Genomic DNA, 15,551 nt, shown 5'->3' on the forward strand with positions numbered 1-15,551 from the left:
GGCTACGATGCTTGATGGGTGTAGCCGATCAGATCGTATCTTTTTGATTTAGTTCCATCGATTTAAGCAACAAAGCCAGCAACATGCCTAAATTGATCTGTTTTTTCATATAGCCTCCGAATGGTTTCTTCATTCAAAGAGTATATACCCCAATTTAACCTGCGTTTTGGTGCTTTATAAAACAGTGGCTTAGCGGCCTGTCCCTTAAGGAAACGCGATTGTCTAAGCAGTATTAATGATCGTTAAGCGTATGAAATCCTGAATAAATACGTGTAAAAGTAGTAAACCAGCATGCCGCGCCAAAGATATACGCGATGACGGCAAAGTGTTGCGGTAGCAAACAAAATAAAACCAAGCAGCCAATGGTTTCTGTACCTTCGGTTAAGCCGCTCATGTAGTAAAGCGACTTGTTTTTATATACCGGATTATCGATGCCTTGTTTTCCTGCCATGATGGCAAAAGCCAAAAAGCTGCTACCAGTGCCGATGAAGGAAAAAATCAAAAATGCGCCTGCAACGGCATTGTGCTCTGGGTTGGCAAGCACAAAGCCAAAAGGAATCAACGAATAGAACAAAAAATCTAAGCTGATATCAAGAAAGCCACCCGCATCGGTAATGCCTTGAATCCTTGCCAGTGCACCGTCTAACCCATCACAGATTCTGTTCAGCAAAATAAACAGCAACGCCAACAAGTACTGTTCGGTGATCAAAGCCGGCAGGGCAAAACAGCCAAGCACAAAACCAAATACTGTCGTCTGATTTGCGGTGATGCCACATTTATCGATATATGTCGCACTGAGTGCCAGCGGTTTGCGGATGAGCTTTATACTCAGGCTATCAAGCATGATTTGTCTCCCACGGCCAGTTTAGGCAGCGGCTGCCATCAGGAATATCATCTTCATCGTGCGTTACCATCAAAGTAGGGATGTTCGCTTGCTGCAATTGTTCGACCACCCAATTGCGAAATTGTACACGCAGGTCTTTATCCAACTTGCTATAGGGCTCATCAAGTAGCGCAACTTTCGGCTTTGCTAGCAGCATACGAGTCAATGAGATACGGGCGCGTTGCCCTCCCGAAATTTGGTCAGGAAAGGACTCTGCTAGTTTGGTCAATGAAATGTTCTTCAGCGCTTGCATAGCGTGAGCTTTACGCTCTTCACCTTTGATTGAGTTTGGTAGCGCGAAGGCAAGGTTCTCCCACACCGTTAAATGAGGGAAGAGCAAATCGTCTTGGAATAGAATACCGACCTGACGCTTATGGGCAGGGAGGGCATCCAACTTTTCGTTATCAAGCGTAATGGATCCAGAGTAGTTGAACTCGGCGGATAGGTGCCCGGCAATGGCATCCAACAAAGTGGATTTACCACAACCACTTGGTCCCATCAGAGTAACAATTTCACCTTTCTCTACGGTCATGTTGAACGCTGAAAAAAGCGTGTCGCCATTGGTTTTACGGATGGCGAGGTTTTCGAGACAAAGACTCATTCAGTAGTAAACCTTTTATAGACAAGCGGCGATACTTCCTGTGCAAGTGGCTAAGCAGTATCGCAAAAGAGAAGAACATGAATGGCAGCAGAGCTTGCCAAATGGCGTAAATAGCGGTGACACGTCGGTCAAAACCACTGGATAGTGCAACGGCTTCGGTTGTGATGGTGCTAATGCGCCCAGCCCCTAGAACTAATGTAGGTAGGTATTGCGCTAGGCTGACACTAATACCGACAGCCCACGCGAATGCAATCGCAGGCAGGAGGATTGGCAGTTTCACTTTTAACCAAGCTTGCATCGGTGTTTTACCCAAGCTGAGTGCGACGCGAGTTAAGCTGTTATCGAAGCTGCGCCACGGCCCGTCTAGCGAGAGGTAAATAAATGGGAATGCGAAGAACACATGCGCCCAGCATACCCAAAAGAAATACGCGTTACTGTTTAAGTACAGCGTCACTACTTGCATACCGAATAGCACGGATAGCTGAGGAATCAGCATTGGGATGGCGATGATGTAACCGGGCACCTGCCAGCGATAACGAAGGCGATACTCATGTGCGATCAAGGCAAGGGCTAGAGCGACAGTCGCGCTGATAACGGCAATCAGCATGCTCTGTTCCAGCGTGCCAAGAATACTGTGCCATTCGTATTCCCAAAAACGCAGGCTGTAACGGCTTGGGAGCAAATCTGGAAAGCGCCAACGTTGAGCAAAGCTCCACACCACCATGAGTGGAATCATTAGAAGTGCGAGTAGGGTAATCAGTGAAAATAGGGTTTTACCGGGTAAACGAAAACCGTTTCGACCAGAGTACTGCCAGCGTTTGAAGCCTTTGGTAATACACCATTCCATTAAGCGTGAAAATCCAATCAAAAGGCTAGTGATCGCAAACAGTATTACTGCGCCAGCGGCAGCTCTTGGTAGGAGCGATAAATCTGGATCGTTAAACCATTGCCATACCAAAACCGCAAACGTGGGTGGGTTGGTAGGGCCAATAATCAGGGCGACATCGACAACGGACAAACTGTAAGCCAATACCGCCAGCATTGGGAAACGAAGTTTTGCTAACCATTGCGGAAATACGCATTTCCACCACGCTTGCGCGGAACTGTAGCCCATCGAGTGACTGACTTTTTCAACCTTATCGACTTTCAATTGCTGAAGGATCGGAATACTCATCAACAATAAAAACGGCACTTCTTTAATCGCAAGCATGATGACCAAACCGAGTGCATGTGGGTCCTTAATCAGCAATGCTAAGTCATTCACCGTTTGTGCATTCGGGTCGTAACCAAACAGTTGGTTGAGAACACGAACGCCCATACCAGTTGGGGCAAACAAGAACGCAAAGCCAATTGCAAACGCGACGTGCGGCATCGCGAGAAGTGGGGAAAGGCTAACTTCAATTTTTCGCCAAAACTTACTGCCCCAAGAGGCTTGTAGAATTGCAAATGCGATGAAGCAAGCCAAGTAGCTACTGAAAATGGCGGAGTAGAAAGTAAGCCCGATGGATGTCCAAACACCTTCCCAATCAAAGACGGCATTGAAGCCATCAAAAGAAAAGTGGTGTAGACCGATAGGAGGTACATAACCGAGCGCAGAGACCACTACTCCAAGTAGTCCCGGAATGGTAGGCAAAATACAAACTGCGATAATGACTAAATACAGCGCTCTTAACATGGATTCTTACTAATTCCCGTAGCGTTTCAACCATTCTTTTTCCAACGCCGCTTGCCAACTTGGATGTGGCTCAGCGATAGATTTGAATTGTTGAGTGTTTTTGGCCGAACCAGTTAGGTATTGGTTGCTTAGTACCGAAGGGTCGCCCCAGATGTTTAGGTTACCTTTGCGAGACTGTGCTTCAGGGCTCAATAAAAAGTTTATCGCAACTTGTGCACCAGCACTGGCATTTGCGTTCCAAGGAATCGCTAAAAAGTGGATATTTGAGAGTGCTCCTGCGTCCATTGCGTACGCTTTGGTGCTCTCTGCAAGATTACCGCTCGACTGCGCAGAGAAAACCGCGTTCGGGTTAAAGGTAATCGCCAGGTCAGTCTGACCATCATCTAGTAGCTGAAGGGTTTCTGCTGTACCGCCTGGAAACTGCTTACCACCGCGCCAAGCGACTTTATGGAACTCATCTAGATAAGACCACAGCGGTTGAGTGACTTGTTCAAACGTGTCATCGGTAACTGGTTGTTGCAGTTCAGGGGCGTTGTTAGACAGTTCAATGAGTAATGTTTTGATAAAGCTTGTGCCATGAAACTCTGGTGGTCGAGGGTAAGTCAGGCGATTCGGGAACGCTTTTGCATAGCTCAGCATTTCTGAGAATGATTTTGGAGGGTTATGGAGGGTTTGCTCGTCATGGATAAACACTAATTGTCCTACTCCCCAAGGTGCTTCTAGACCTTCTGTTGGCTCGGAGAAGTCCACATCAATTGGTAGAGATTTATCCACATATTGCCAGCTTGGCAAACCTTCGACAAAAGGACCAAATAGCAATTGGTTATCCTTCATTGATTTGAAGTTTTCGCCATTGATCCAAACCATATCAACACTACCACCGCTGTTTTTGCCTGCCGCTTTTTCTGCGATAAGTCGAGTAGTGGTCTCAGAAATATCAGTTACTTTAACGTGGTTTAGCGTCACGTTATAACGTGATTTTAGCTCTCTACTCGCCCACTGTATGTAGCGATTAATTTCTTGGCTCCCACCCCAAGCATGAAAGTAGACGGATTGCCCGTCGGCTTGCTGTTCGATTTTTTGCCATTCGCTATTCACTGATGAATCGGCAAAAGAAGGTGTCGCAAAAGTCGTGGCTAAAATGCCAATGCTGCTGAGTAGCTTTTTCATATCTATTCCGTGTTATGTCTTTTGGTTCTTGCTTTCGTTTCTATTGACGTTTTCGCAAGTCGTTCCGCTCTGTTACAATGATAGTAATTCATCTCTCTCTATTATCAATGCCAATCCCAAACGGAATCACTCATTGATTCAAAGAATTACTCTCAATGTGAAGCAAAACGAATAAAGGACAAATTTGGTGTCATTTTAGGAGCGGACCGTTTGTTTGAGGATATTCTTTCAAGTAATTGAAAATTATTGTCCCCAGAGATATGAATAGGTTGTTTTACAGAGCAAAATTGATGTCTAAAGCATGGAATTGAGGGCGAAAAGAGAAAGAAAGTTGGCCATTTAAATGACTTTAGCATGCATGACTAACGATTCATCGATATAAAAAAAGCAGCCGTTTGGCTGCTTTAAGATACTATCTGGTTTACTTAGTTGGGATTAGTTTACCCAGTCACGTAGTGTAAACGTCAATTCGTGATCGGCACTTTTCAGAACAAGACCATCTTTAGTTAGCGTGATATCGCTCCAGTTAGATAGTGTTTGTGTCATTGCGTTTTCGATCTTCATTTGATCTTCCATACACATCTTCATGGTCATGCCCATTTTTTCGATGCGTAGTTGGTTGTTTTTCAGCTCGGCTTGACCGAAGAAGTTATTACAACCTGCGTTGCCGTTTGCGGTTAGATTTTCACCGATTTCTAGGCGAGCCGCTTTTTGGTGTTCGTCTAGAACGATATTTTTGCCATCAACTTGAACAAGTTCCCAGTTGTGGTGCTGCAAATCTTGAGCCGTTATTTCTTTCACATCATCACCGTTGCTAGCACAAGCAGTCATAAGAACAGGGAGAGAGATTGCTGTAACTAACGTTTTTAGGCTAAGCTTCATTTTATAGACTCCGTTTTTATAAACGCGGTAAGTATAAGTAATAAAACACTGTTTTTGTCAGCATAAGGTTATGGTTTCGTATGTTTTTGACATAACGAAGCATATAGCAAGTTTTGTTGCTGACTAATCTTCTCATTATTTAAACTAGGCCAATACGCCCTAATATGGAAAGAGCGGTTTTAGTATGGAGCAACTGGAGTTTTTTACTGTCCCAAGCCCTTGTGTTGGAGTATGTACCTCCGATGAAAAAGGGTATTGCAAGGGGTGTATGAGAAAGAGAGAGGAAAGGTTTAATTGGCTTAACTTAACCCCCGCTCAGCAGTTGCACGTTATTAAGTTGTGTCGTCAAAGGTACAGACGAAAGATGTTGGCAGGGAAGACGAAGCCAGAACAGCTTCAAGATGAGTCATCGCCTCAGCAAGACTTATTCTAGAATTCTTGTTCAGTCTGTGGGGTTACGCCTTCGCTTTCGGTTCTGATTAGGCTTTTACATATTCCCGGTCCGGCAAGGTGTCCTTTAAGAACCGGGAATCTCCTATCCATTTTCCCTATAGAGCGGTAATTGGCGTTATTTCATCGACCAACGGTCGCTAACCCAGCCTCCCGCTTGTTCGTCGAAGTGATTTCCTGAAAATCGATGATTGAATTCAACATCTAATTTACTTGTTGGGCGTTCATCCATCAGTTGATGAATATATCTCGCCATAGGATCCGTACAAGCTTCACGCTCTCTACGGGTAACTACTTCTTTGATCATTTGGAGTCTGTAGCTATTGCTGGCTCGTTTCATTTTTGACCTCCAGAACTCGATGGCAGCAGTTTGAACACATTGACGTCCAGATCGCTGCTCATTAGTGTGCGCGTGGAGGCACATCACCATCGTTTGAAGTCCAAAGACAAATTGTTTGAGAGCAGTGTTTGTAACGCCATTCACATCTTTCTCAGAATCATTGACTATGCGATTAAAAATGTTTCGCGAAATTTAGCCGATGAACCTGCATATTAAAAAGACCTTATCAAACATAGAAGCCCAACACAGGGGCGTCAATAACACAAATGAACAATTTTTGAACATATTGTGAAGGTGGAGAGTTTTCAGTAATTTATCGAAAATAAAAAACCGAAGCACAAAGCTTCGGTTTTGAGGAAAGCCCTGACGAAATTGCTTGTAAAAGCTCTTAGTGCCAGGGGTAAGGTGTTGAGTATTAGCTACCAGATGCAGGACAGCCTTTTACTGGTTGGCCATTACTGAAGTACTTGATGTTCTCTAAGTTCTTGTTGTAGTTATCCGCAGAGATTTGTGGGTTGTTTACGAAGAACTCGCGCAAAACGTATGCATCGGTTAGCTGTGTAGATTGAACATCGATGATTGGATAGTTATCGCCACCAGCAGCACTGAAGCTGATTACAGAGAATGTGTACGTTTCGTTTAGATCGAAGCCTTTATTGTTAATATCGGTAATGGTTACTGAGCCAGCATCACAATTTACATCTAAAGTGATGTTATCTAGTTGAGCGTAAGCACCAGAACCTGCAGATTTCGTCGCAACCACGTCTAGGTATTCTTTAACTTCTTTACCTGTCATAGTTGCTTTAGTCACGAAGTTACCAAATGGCTGAACCGTTAGTACGTCACGGTAAGTGATATCACCATCTTGGATTGAATCACGCACGCCGCCAGAGTTCATCACACCAAAGTCAGCATTTACCGTTTTGTAAGTACGGTATGCCTCGCCGAGTAGGTGACCTAGGTTAGTTTGTTGAGAGCGAACTACGTTACGATCACCTTCTAACTTACCCGTCGTATTAGAAATCTTCTCATCTAATAACTCTTGACCTTGTTGTTGGTATGGCAGTAGTAACGCTTTTACTGTTGCATCTTGTTGAATTCGTTCACCGATAACTTCATCGTTTTCGTCTAGAAGGTTTACAGGAATCAGTGCGTAGTTCGCTAAGTGAAGCTTGCCGTCGTAGTATTCGAAGTCAGCACGACCCACATATTTACCCCACTCATGCGCTTGCATAATCCAAGTGCCTTTTTGTTGGTCTGGGGCACAATCATCCCCAGGTTTGAAATCAGCATACTCATTGGTACCTGGTTCCATACATACAGGGTTTTGTGAGTGACCACCGATGATAGCGTTTAGCTGTCCTTCTTCAAGAGAGCGAGCGAGTTTAACGTCACCTGGTGCTTCACTACCGTTTTTGCCATCTTCGTAGTGACCCATGTGCGTCGTTGCAAATACTAGGTCTACCTTTTCGTTCTCTTCGATTTCTTTCAGTACCTTTTTGATTTCTACTTGAGGGTCTTCGAAGTGGATGTTTGATACGTTGTCTGGATTGACTAGCTTCGCAGTGTCTTGCGTTGTTAGACCAATAACAGCGATCTTAAGGCCGTTGATAGTAAATACTTTGTAAGGGTCGAAGTAACGCTCGTTTGTATCTTTTTTATAGATATTCGCAGCCAGCATAGGGAAGTCAGCTAGCTCGGCTTGCATATCGAGAATATCTAGTGAGTTATCAAATTCGTGGTTACCGACAGCCATTGCATCGTAACCAAGTAGGTTCATCCCTACGAAGTCTGGAACCGCATCTTGCATGTCTGATTCTGGTACACCGGTATTAATATCACCGCCAGATAGCAGAATGGTTTCACCGCCTTTTGCTTCGACTTCTGCGCGGATAGATTCGATTAAAGTGTGACGCGCAGCCATGCCGTATTCGCCGTCGCTGTTATGCCAAAAGCGACCATGGTTATCGTTAGTGTGGAGAACGGTGAACTTAGTACAAGAATCTGCAGTCTCGCAGGTTACTGGAGAATTGTCGCTGTCTGAGCCGCATCCTGCTAGCGCAGCGCCTACTGCCACTACCAAAAGAGATTTGGAAAACTTCATAAGGGATCCTTTCTTTGTGATTTTGTTATTGTTACGGCGTGAAATATACGGAATTAATGTGAAACTTTAGTGATCTATCTCTTATTTATACTTCTATCGGAGAAATGAATTAATAAGCCTGCAAACTACGTCTATAAATAAACAGAATTGGTATTTAGTATTTATTTTATATCGCTAGCTCTATTTTTTGTGAGGTAGTTAATTGAATGTGTGTTGTTTGTGTGAATCAATGCGCATTTTTGCGAAGTATTACGCTGATTTTGGTGATTATTTTGCCAAGTTTATGTTTTTCCTAATAGGTATGACACAAATCGTTATAAATTTTCGCTCTGATGATGAGGGGTGGCGGTTTGTATGCATAATGAACAGCACAGAGCTTAAACTCATTTGATCATGGCTTTATTCTGCCAAACTCTATCAAAAATTGTATTTATCTCTTTACTATAATTGCGATCGTTTAGAAACCTTATGCTTTAAGCATCGTTTATTTATCCTCATCCGATACCTTATCGTGCTTATTCCGCATTTGACACTCGAATATTTAAACAAATAGATTCAACCTAATGAGTCAAAATGAAAAGTAAATAATGGTTCGTTCTTCTTCGAATATTATGATGTGAACTATCATTTAATTAATGCAAATGAAATGGATTAATGTAAAGCGTTGCGACTATAGCTGTTATCTTTGAGCTTTGGTTTAAAGGGTAGGGTTAAAAGAATTTGTAAGTGGTGAACGCTAATAAAGGATGCTTATGAGATACACAGTAAGGGACGCACTCAAAAAGGAAGCAGCCCAAATCGCCAAGATACACGTTGATTCTTGGCAGGTGGCGTATAAAGGATTAATGCCAAAGAGCTACATAGAGCAGTTTACGATTGAGCGTCGAGAAAGGATGTGGGCGCGAGTGATGACGGAGCAACTGGCCCAATTGATCGTAGTTGAGAGGCAAGGAGAAATTGTTGGCTTTTTAAGTTACGAGTTACCTAACCACACCAGCGAAGATAAAACGGCATTAGTGACATGTTGCTACGTTACGCCGCTACATTATGGGCAAGGAGCAGGAAGTGCACTGTTAGATGAGTTAGAGACACGTTTGCTCTCTACGTCAGTTATGCAGATCAGTTTGAAAGCACTGGATACTAATCAACAGGGGCTTAACTTTTACAAGAAGTGTGGTTTTGTGCGTACTGGAGAGGAAGAGTCGGAAGTGATTGAGAGTATGACGCTGACCGATCTCACTTTAGTGAAGTATATTGCCCGCTCATAAATAAAATGCTATATGCCAAATATAGTAAAACCCCGGAGGTGGTAAGACTCCGGGGTTTTGAAATTTTTTAGATGTCTCGGTTGGTAAGTCCGATTATCTTTTATGCAAAAGGTTTGGATTTAATCCGATTAATTCCTTGGTAGGGAATTAGATACGGATGAAGTCCATGTGTTCAACTTTTGGCTTGAACGCGTGACGTTGAACGTCTTGTGGCTTAACTTTAACTTCTTTGCCATCGATAACTAGAACGATGCCTTCGTAGAATTCAGGCTTGTCCATTTGGTTTACGATGTCGTCGTGGTTAAGAACGATAGCTACTGCTGCTTCTTCACCGCCGTATACAACTGCAGGGAATTTGCCAGCGTGACGTAGGCGGCGGCTCGCACCTTTACCTAGTTCAGTACGTACTACTGCTTCGAATTTCATAGTATTTACTCTCAAATTAGTAAAAATCAAATGTTCACAATCAACAATGCGACCTTGTTGTTCGTGGTAAAGCTTGAAACAGGAACTGTTCAAGCGAGCGCGGATACTATCATTCCACTTCTAAATGGGCAACCCAAATCGTATCCAAATCAACAAAAAGGTATGATTTAGCGGGGTGGAAGGCTATCCCTTTTAACGCTTTGCTTGGATTTTGTTCACATCGACTTCATTTTCATCGGTTTACTAATCATGGTCCGAAGAACAAAGTTTATGTGTTATATGCTTTATGTTCGGCTGAGATGTAAGACTAAAGATGCTTTTAATCCACCTAAAGCGCTTGTATCCAATGTTAATTGACCTCGGTAACTGTGTGCCATTTCACTGACTATGTTTAGACCAAGACCTGAGCCAGGGGTTGTTTCATCCAATCTAACTCCTCTCTTGATTACTTGACTCAGTTTCTCTTTAGGGATGCCTGGCCCATCATCTTCAATAATGATGTGTATATTTTCCTTATCCTGAGATGAGTGCACACGAATCATGCTGTTGGCCCACTTATAGCCATTTTCTAGCAAGTTACCTAGCATTTCGTCGAGATCGGTCTGCTCTACTGCTACATTCAGCTCTGAATCAAGTTCATTAATTAAGGTAATGCTTCGGCTCGCATACACTTTATCAAACGCCATTGAGATAGCATCCACACGATCTGCTGGGTTCGACTTCACTGATAATATGTTCATCGATCCGGCCATACGGGCACGACCCAAATGGTAATCGATATGGTCTTGTATTTGATTGATTGGAACTCGGAGACGGGATTGTGCCTCAGGTTCTAACGTCTGAACTTCATTTTTTAGAACAGAAAGTGGCGTTTTAAGTGCATGAGATAGGTTACCTGCATGATTGCGAGCTCTCTCTAGTAATTCTTGGTAATGGAACAGCAGAGCGTTGAGGTCGAAGATTAGAGGAGAAATCTCTTTTGGGTAGGTTTCTTCTAGACTCTTTTTATTACCAGACTTCAGCTCGGCTAATTCTTTTTGTAGCTTTGTAAGCGGACTCAATGACCAAGCAATTTGCAGTAAAATGACGGTAAGCACGCCCGCGAATAATAAACCCAAAATAAGCCAAAGTTGGCCGATTAACGTCTGAAGGGTATTTTTAATGGGTTCTTCGTCAATACCAATAATAATGTGAATAGGACCATCGTAATCAGGAAGATACAGCGCTTTTTCTAGCGTAATTAGTTTTTCGCCTCTTGCTCCATACGCATCTTTATCCAAACCTTTGTGTTCGATTTTTTTGTCCCACAAAGAACGAGAACGTTCGAGGCTTGCCTCTGTAGAGGCACTCCAATACAAACCACTGTAAGGTCGGTTAAATCGAGGGTCTGATAGCTGAGCTGCGAGTGAAAGATGCCCGGTGTTATCGACTTCTAACTGTGCTGCGACTTCATCCATAAAAATGCTGAGCTGTGAGCGAGTGTCATCAACCATATAGTTGTAGACCTGCGTCGGTATCGTCACACCAGCGGCGAGGATCATTGCCGTTAACCAAACGATCGCCGCTAAAACGAGGCGACTTTTGATACTCAGTCGTTTTATTGCGTTCAACGGTAGCCTGTTTCTATTCGGCATTTAATTGGTATCCCAACCCTCGGACAGTTTTGATGATCTTTGGTGCGATTTTTTTGCGAATTCGGCCGATAAAAACTTCGATTGTGTTGGAGTCACGATCAAAGTCTTGTTTGTAAATGTGCTCGACGAGTTCGGTTCGAGAAATCACTTTTTCCGGGTTATGCATAAAGTAAGCGACCACTTTATACTCTAGCGCCGTCAAGCTTACCGCTTGCCCTTGCCACATGACTTTAGAAGTGCGCGTATCCAAGCTCAAGTCGCCAATTTGCATCACAGGAGAGGCGTTACCTGATGCTCTTCGCAGTTGTGCGCGAATACGAGCGATAAGCTCAACCATTTCAAACGGCTTAGTTAGGTAATCGTCTGCACCTGCGTTTAAGCCTTCAACTCGCTGCGTTAGGGTGTCGCGAGCGCTTAAAATCACGACAGGAGTATTAATGTTTTCATCTCTGATGCCTTTTAGGACGGTAAGACCATCCAGTTTTGGCAAGCCGAGGTCGAGAACAATGGCGTCCCATTCTTCCGAAGTCGCGCGATACAGAGCGTCTATGCCATCTTGGGACAATTCTGGTACCCAGCCGGTACTTTCTAATGTTTCGATGATTTGCTCGCCTAAACGAGGATCATCTTCAACAACAAGTATTTTCATATTGATGATTCTTATTATGTTTGGATTTTTATCGAAGTAAGCTACGCATCGTGTCTGGATTACGCATTAGACAAGTTTAGTTGTTTTGCGGCTTTAACGCTTTGTTAAAGCTGCGACCTTTGATCTCAAGCATTTCCAGCGTGGCGGCGTCGTACTCAACTTTCAGGACGCTATTGTTGTACAGAATTTTCAATTCATACACCCAAGCATCATCATCTTCTTCAAGCTCGACCTTGATGATGCGGCCGTATAGGTCGTTTTCTACTGCGGCGTAAAGTTCCGAAAATGGTCGTATATATCCTTGTTGAACCGCGCGATAGACCTCATCTTGATCTTCATCGAATTCGATGCGTGTTCCTGGCTTTTCGACATCTTGCACGATGGCGTGGCCATTTTGTGATGTGTGCTCGTTGCCATGCTTGGCAAAACTTGGTGCACACATGAATGTCGTGATAAGGCCGAAAAGTAACGCAGAATGTAGAGAAGTCGTTGCTTTATACATAGTCAAACCTTTTCTGGAGCGTTAGCCGCAGTATATCGGATATAGATGAACAGAGAGTGAATCAGCTAATTAAGTTTTGCCATGTGTTGTCGATGTTATTTCAACTCATCTTCAAAAATTTTATCTCGCAGCTTCCAAAAGCGACCAGATTTTCTAGCAATAACAAACTGAGGCAAACGGAAACGATGTTGATTAGCGACAACGCGTGTCGGTGAAGCCTCTTCAAAAGGACGATGCTTGTCTGCTAAGTGGGGGCGTACGAACTGATCTTTAAACGTTTGTTTTTGTTTTTTGGTACTCAATGTCCAAAACTCATGAACTAACGCATTGCCTTCGCCTTGGTATGGTTCACCAGAATACGTCACCTTTAGCTGAGATTTACCATCACTGGACTTAAATACAGATAGGTCCATTTCTGTGCATTCAAAGATTAATGCATCTTTGAGATTAAGGGCTTCTTTTAGCTTTTTATCTGGGTCTACGAGCGTCGCATCACACTCATGACAAATTCGTGCAGCGATATCGTTGTCCGCACCACATTCACCGCAGTATTTGGCACGAAAACGGTAGCCACAGTGTTCACGTTCGCCTGTGTCTTCATCTTCAAAGTAACCTTGGCAACGTCTGCCAAAATGTTCAACCAAGAAACCGTTACTATCCAACTTACCCCAGAAGTTGTTATTGAATCCGCAAGCCGGGCAAGGAATCGTGATAATTTCACTGTCAGAGTCTGGTTTGGGATCACCGACTTCAGGTTGGTATAAATCGTAGCTGTTGCCTGCGTAATCAAGCACTAAACATTCTGATTTTCCGTCTGATAAGCGTAATCCTCGTCCTACTATCTGTTGGTACAGACTGACTGACTCTGTTGGTCGCAAAATCGCGATTAAATCGACATGCGGCGCATCAAACCCGGTTGTCAGTACCGAAACATTGACTAAGTATTTTATTTGACGATTCTTGAACGCTTGGATGATCGCATCGCGCTCCGGCGTAGGTGTATCACCAATGACGATTTCAGTTTCGCCTTCTGGCAATAAACTGTGTATCTCCTGTGCGTGTCGAACAGTTGCAGCGAAGATCATGACACCTTGACGCTCTTTCGCATATTGCATGATTTGCTCAACAATTTGTGGAGTCGCACGTTTGGCTTTATCGATCACCATGTCCATTTCTGCTTCTTTGTAGCGTCCGGTGTTAGCGGGCTTCAGCTGAGAGAAGTCGTAAGACAAAACGGGCGCATCCATCATGCGGGCTGGAGTGAGGAAGTTTTCGTCGAGCAAGTAACGGATCGGCAGTTCGAAAATACAATCGCGGAAGAATCGAGGCTCTTCGGTTCGCACTTGACCTCGGGTGTGATACTGATAAATCCAGCCCATTCCTAAACGATAGGGCGTTGCAGTTAGTCCCAGCACCTTAATGCCAGGGTTCAGTTCTCGTAAGTGAGTAATAACTTTTTGGTAGCTGCTGTTTTTGTCATCTGGCACACGATGGCACTCATCAATAACGAGCAGAGAAAACTGGTTTTTGAACGAATCTAAGTTACGTACGACCGATTGAACCGAAGCAAACACGACTTGCTGGTCAGTTTCTTTTCGTCCCAATCCTGCTGAGAAGATAGAACCTTTTAAACCATAACCTTCATACTTTGCGTGGTTTTGCTCGACCAGTTCTTTTACGTGGGCGAGGACTAACACTCGTCCTTTCGCAAGGCGAGCAAGTTCTGCGATCACCAAGCTTTTTCCTGCACCGGTTGGCAGCACGATCACTGCTGGTGTCGAGTGTTTACGAAAGTAATGAATAACGGCTTTAACCGAGTCGGCTTGATAAGGACGAAGTGTGTACATGAAAATATGTGAAATTGCTCAACTATTCGAACGAGGAACGCTATAATACCTGACTTTTATACCCAAGTGACCTTTAAACCAAGATTTAGAGATCACTTGGGTATAATTCAATGAGGTATTCATGCGTTTAGATAAATATTTGTGTGACGCTCTGGGTGCAACACGCAAACAGGCAACAAAGATCATCAAAAGTGGAGACATCACCGTTGACGGTGAGGTTCAAAAAAGTGGTGCATTTAAAGTACCTAAAGGTGCGGAAGTGATGTGGGAAGACCGTGTTATTGGTGCTCCTGGTCCTCGTTACATTATGTTGTATAAGCCTGCTGACTTTGTTTGTTCACATGAAGATGGCTACAACCAAACTGCATTCGCATTGCTTGATGAGCCTAAAATTGAAAACCTTCACTTTGCGGGCCGATTAGATGTCGACACAACTGGTTTAGTATTGATTACGGATGATGGTAAGTGGTCTCATCGTATTACCTCACCTAAGCATAAGTGTGAGAAAACGTACCGTGTTTGGCTCGTCGATGCTATTCAGCCAGATTACGCGGAAAAGCTCGAACAAGGCATCATTTTGCGCAATGAATCAGAAGCAACATTGCCTGCTCGTTTGGAAATCGTGAACGAGGCTGAGAATGAAGTATTGTTAACTATCGTGGAAGGTAAGTATCACCAAGTGAAACGTATGTTCGCGGCGTTAGGAAATAAAGTTGAGTACTTACATCGTGAGCGTATTGGTTCTATCGAACTTGATGAGGCACTAGAACCAGGTGATTATCGCTACCTCACGCAAGAAGAAATTGATTCTATTTGGAATTAATTGTCGGCATGGGAAATTCTTTAGTTCCTAATAGGAACTAGTCTTTTGGTAGGAATTGGCTCAAAATAAATTTTCCTACCAAAATTAGTGCCTAGACAATTCCGGTGTGCTTACTCATCTCAGTGATATGCCTTTGCATTTAGCTGATGCATGCATACTCTTATTGCAAAGCCTTCGGCTACGGTGAATGGAATGATGGTGTCAACGCCATCATTTTTACTGCATTGTGTTTGTTTCCCATAAACACATTTCGCTTTCACATGCTTTTCTATGTCGAGTTCGTCAAGGTCACACCTT

Annotated in this window: 15 protein-coding genes; 3 read left to right on the forward strand and 12 right to left on the reverse strand. The window is 43.6% G+C overall.

Annotated elements, in window-relative coordinates; translation table 11 throughout:
- Positions 1 to 232: 232 nt before the first annotated feature.
- The 5 genes from R8O10_RS16905 to R8O10_RS16925 form a co-directional block, all read right to left on the reverse strand.
- Positions 233 to 844, reverse strand: a complete 612-nt coding sequence (locus R8O10_RS16905) for a CDP-alcohol phosphatidyltransferase family protein (RefSeq protein ID WP_047100743.1) — start codon at positions 842 to 844, stop codon at positions 233 to 235.
- Positions 837 to 1,484 (reverse strand): ATP-binding cassette domain-containing protein, encoded by a 648-nt coding sequence (locus tag R8O10_RS16910; protein WP_258492755.1) that lies wholly within the window; start codon positions 1,482 to 1,484, stop codon positions 837 to 839. Before R8O10_RS16910 ends, R8O10_RS16905 begins: the two co-directional genes overlap by 8 nt.
- On the reverse strand, positions 1,450 to 3,159 hold the full coding sequence (locus tag R8O10_RS16915; RefSeq protein ID WP_182016158.1) for an ABC transporter permease: 1,710 nt from the start codon (positions 3,157 to 3,159) through the stop codon (positions 1,450 to 1,452). Before R8O10_RS16915 ends, R8O10_RS16910 begins: the two co-directional genes overlap by 35 nt.
- 9 nt (positions 3,160 to 3,168) lie before the next feature.
- Complete coding sequence (locus R8O10_RS16920) at positions 3,169 to 4,329, reverse strand: ABC transporter substrate-binding protein (RefSeq protein WP_318191555.1); 1,161 nt, start codon at positions 4,327 to 4,329, stop codon at positions 3,169 to 3,171.
- 435 nt (positions 4,330 to 4,764) lie between these two features.
- Positions 4,765 to 5,211, reverse strand: a complete 447-nt coding sequence (locus tag R8O10_RS16925; protein WP_005378077.1) for an META domain-containing protein — start codon at positions 5,209 to 5,211, stop codon at positions 4,765 to 4,767.
- Positions 5,212 to 5,395: 184 nt separating this feature from the next.
- On the opposite strand from R8O10_RS16925, the gene R8O10_RS16930 reads away from it, so the two are divergent.
- On the forward strand, positions 5,396 to 5,644 hold the full coding sequence (locus R8O10_RS16930; RefSeq protein WP_005378062.1) for a DUF1289 domain-containing protein: 249 nt from the start codon (positions 5,396 to 5,398) through the stop codon (positions 5,642 to 5,644).
- 135 nt (positions 5,645 to 5,779) lie between these two features.
- On the opposite strand, the gene R8O10_RS16935 is transcribed toward R8O10_RS16930, so the two are convergent.
- Together R8O10_RS16935 and ushA are read right to left on the reverse strand one after the other, a co-directional pair.
- Positions 5,780 to 6,001 (reverse strand): hypothetical protein, encoded by a 222-nt coding sequence (locus R8O10_RS16935; RefSeq protein WP_005386686.1) that lies wholly within the window; start codon positions 5,999 to 6,001, stop codon positions 5,780 to 5,782.
- A gap of 415 nt (positions 6,002 to 6,416) precedes the next feature.
- Positions 6,417 to 8,105, reverse strand: a complete 1,689-nt coding sequence (ushA, locus tag R8O10_RS16940) for a bifunctional UDP-sugar hydrolase/5'-nucleotidase UshA (protein ID WP_104975241.1) — start codon at positions 8,103 to 8,105, stop codon at positions 6,417 to 6,419.
- A gap of 752 nt (positions 8,106 to 8,857) precedes the next feature.
- Between ushA and R8O10_RS16945 the strand changes: the two genes are divergently transcribed.
- Entirely contained in the window at positions 8,858 to 9,373 is a 516-nt protein-coding gene (locus tag R8O10_RS16945) for a GNAT family N-acetyltransferase (RefSeq protein ID WP_017634886.1), read from the forward strand.
- A gap of 147 nt (positions 9,374 to 9,520) precedes the next feature.
- Here R8O10_RS16945 and rplY read toward each other — a convergent pair whose 3' ends face one another.
- The 5 genes from rplY to R8O10_RS16970 all read right to left on the reverse strand — a co-directional run bounded on the left by rplY (position 9,521) and on the right by R8O10_RS16970 (position 14,431).
- A complete protein-coding gene (gene rplY, locus R8O10_RS16950; RefSeq protein WP_005378066.1) occupies positions 9,521 to 9,799 on the reverse strand; it encodes a 50S ribosomal protein L25 in 279 nt (92 codons plus the stop codon).
- A gap of 284 nt (positions 9,800 to 10,083) precedes the next feature.
- On the reverse strand, positions 10,084 to 11,433 hold the full coding sequence (locus tag R8O10_RS16955) for an ATP-binding protein (protein ID WP_054729962.1): 1,350 nt from the start codon (positions 11,431 to 11,433) through the stop codon (positions 10,084 to 10,086).
- The gene (locus R8O10_RS16960) at positions 11,423 to 12,082 is read right to left on the reverse strand and encodes a response regulator transcription factor (RefSeq protein ID WP_005378073.1); all 660 of its coding nucleotides are present in this window, start codon (positions 12,080 to 12,082) and stop codon (positions 11,423 to 11,425) included. Before R8O10_RS16960 ends, R8O10_RS16955 begins: the two co-directional genes overlap by 11 nt.
- A gap of 76 nt (positions 12,083 to 12,158) precedes the next feature.
- Positions 12,159 to 12,524: a PepSY domain-containing protein gene (locus tag R8O10_RS16965; RefSeq protein WP_412035168.1), complete on the reverse strand. Its 366-nt coding sequence runs from the start codon at positions 12,522 to 12,524 to the stop codon at positions 12,159 to 12,161.
- A gap of 155 nt (positions 12,525 to 12,679) precedes the next feature.
- Positions 12,680 to 14,431, reverse strand: coding sequence for a DEAD/DEAH box helicase (locus R8O10_RS16970; RefSeq protein ID WP_054729964.1), 1,752 nt, complete (start codon positions 14,429 to 14,431; stop codon positions 12,680 to 12,682).
- A gap of 121 nt (positions 14,432 to 14,552) precedes the next feature.
- On the opposite strand from R8O10_RS16970, the gene rsuA reads away from it, so the two are divergent.
- Positions 14,553 to 15,254 carry a 16S rRNA pseudouridine(516) synthase RsuA gene (rsuA, locus tag R8O10_RS16975; protein ID WP_005388670.1) on the forward strand — a complete coding sequence of 234 codons (702 nt, stop codon included), beginning with the start codon at positions 14,553 to 14,555 and terminating at the stop codon, positions 15,252 to 15,254.
- The last annotated feature ends 297 nt before the right edge of the window (positions 15,255 to 15,551 follow it).

This window comes from Vibrio sp. 1727 (assembly GCF_033344415.1).
GTDB lineage: Bacteria > Pseudomonadota > Gammaproteobacteria > Enterobacterales > Vibrionaceae > Vibrio > Vibrio alginolyticus.